At 43.1% G+C, this 2,209-nt stretch carries 2 protein-coding genes; both read right to left on the bottom strand.

Translation table 11 applies throughout. From position 1 onward, the window contains the following. Positions 1-324: 324 nt before the first annotated feature. Positions 325-1,581 (bottom strand): Y-family DNA polymerase, encoded by a 1,257-nt coding sequence (locus FKN93_RS17230; protein WP_170905749.1) that lies wholly within the window; start codon positions 1,579-1,581, stop codon positions 325-327. After that, a complete protein-coding gene (gene umuD, locus FKN93_RS17235; RefSeq protein WP_170905750.1) occupies positions 1,581-1,988 on the bottom strand; it encodes a translesion error-prone DNA polymerase V autoproteolytic subunit in 408 nt (135 codons plus the stop codon). Before umuD ends, FKN93_RS17230 begins: the two co-directional genes overlap by 1 nt. Positions 1,989-2,209 lie beyond the last annotated feature (221 nt).

Raw genomic sequence — 2,209 nt, forward strand, 5'->3', positions numbered from 1 at the left:
ACCCTTCTTACTCAGCTGCCATACGCTGAAACTCTTGAGCAAATAGAAGCGCTACTGCCTTGGAACTTGGCTAAAGACTAGATCGTTGTGGTTGGAACATGAGTTATGCTGAGTAATGAGCGCTTACCTTCAATTTATGATCAGGTTAGTGGCAATATTGAGGGATTAGACTAAGCAGGGGCGAATAATGTCTCAAACAGCTGCATTCAGATAACTTTTTGTAGGGCAAATGTACATTAACAGAATGTGTATGAGCTTTTGCTTTAGATGATTTTGGGGCAAAACCAAGCTAGCTCTGTATTAGGTAGAGCATAATTTACACTATCAGCATTTGATTTTTGGTAAATCATGCCAACGGGTGGTGTATTGAGGCGACAACATTTCACGCCGCATTGCCCATTTTTGACTTATGCCTTGAGCAGCAAGGAAAATAGCATCACTCCCAAATCGATTGTTTAACGTGTCATACACATTCATAAGCTTAGGGTTATTCGGGGTCAGGTTGAACAGATCGGGCTGCTCATGCTGCCCGTCAACTAAGTCAATCAGCCCAACACCAATTTTATAAAACCTCACATCCTGTTGAAATAACTGCTCAGCCAGTTTAGAGGCAGCTTGAGTTATTAGGGTTACATCAGCAGTTGGATACGCAAAACGATGAACCGCTCGGCGTGCCACAGGAAGCGAGTCAAACGGTGAACTGTTAGCGAAACAAAGCATAACTCGACACAGTGATTTTTGTTTTCGAGCCTTAAGGGAAGCAATATTCGCATGCTTGCACAATGCTTGCTGCAACGACTCAAGGTCAGTAATCCTCTGCCCTGCACTGCGGGTAGAAAATATTTGTTTCTTATCCGCTCTAGCGGTATCCCAACCCTTACATTTTTGTCCATTGAGTTCACGTACTGTACGCTCCACTTCTACGTTAAACTCTTTTCTAATCAGTGCAGGAGGGTAATTAGCAAGCTTGAGCGCCGTATTAATTCCTATCATCTCTAATCGATGAGTTAGTTTCCTGCCTATGCCCCATACCTCTGAGACATGCAGTTGCCCTAAAACCGCCCTACGCTCTCGTTCGCTATCTAAGACACATACCCCATTATATCCCTCAATTTTTTTCGCAGCATGATTGGCCACTTTGGCGAGTGTCAATGTTTGCCCAAATCCGACACATACGGGTAATCGACATTCACGCCAAACAGCGCGTCGTAATTTCATTCCATGCTCTTTGAGAGAACGAATGGCTGGAAAGCTATGCTCAAATGAAAGGAAAGACTCATCGATACTGTATATGTGTTGTTCAGGTGCGAAGCGACCAATAACCTGCATCATTTTGGCAGATAAATCCGCATACAACTCATAGTTCGATGACAGAGCAATCACCCCCTTCTGTTCACAAAGTGCTTTAACTTGAAAGTATGGTTTGAACTTTTCTATACCAACTTCTTTAGCTTGTCGATTTGCTGCGACAATGCAACCGTCATTGTTGGACAAAACGATCATAGGCTTTCCACGCCAATCGGGGCGAAAAACTTGCTCAGCGCTACAGTAGAAAGAATTAGCATCAACCAAAGCAAACATTATCTCGATCTCAACAATGGACTCACTCGGTGGCAGCGAATTGAGCGAGTTACAATACCTTCGAGGGAAAATTGATCCAATTCGTGGATAGGAACGGGCTGGTATCGCTCATTAGCAGAGAGGAGTAATCGACGATTGAGGTCGATTTGTTTACAAATAAATTCCCCATTGAAGTTCGCCACTATGATATCGAAATCTTGTACATCTAATGAGCGATCTACAATAAGTAAATCTTTGTCGAAGATACCCACATCTTGCATAGAATCTCCACATGCGTATCCCAGAAAGGTGGCACAAGGATGCTCAATAAGAAGCTGGTCTAGATCTAAAGCGAGTTGAGTATACTCTTCAGCAGGACTCTCGAAGCCTGTGATACCAGCATGAGCAAAGATAGGGATGACTTTCATAAAAATATATACTGTATATGGATACAGTATATTGTATTCCAGATTAGGTATTTTGCAACAGCACTGCTGAGATAGGATTTCTGAGCTTAATATCTTGAACTACCACACCCCTAAAGGAGTGTGGATTCCTGTCGTCGGCGACATTTGCGCTCCATTACTAAAATCGAGTCGGCTTACATTGTCTCTTACAGGCGTTTAATGTGTTGGTAGTCCCTACCACC

It is taken from the genome of Vibrio sp. A8-1, assembly GCF_013048685.1.
In the GTDB taxonomy this organism is placed as follows: domain Bacteria; phylum Pseudomonadota; class Gammaproteobacteria; order Enterobacterales; family Vibrionaceae; genus Vibrio; species Vibrio metschnikovii.

Bases quoted from the DNA above. Each gene is read 5' to 3' on its own strand.
- FKN93_RS17230 (WP_170905749.1), bottom strand. From the start codon at position 1,581: ATGTTTGCTTTGGTTGATGCTAATTCTTTCTACTGTAGCGCTGAGCAA.
- umuD (WP_170905750.1), bottom strand. From the start codon at position 1,988: ATGAAAGTCATCCCTATCTTTGCTCATGCTGGTATCACAGGCTTCGAG.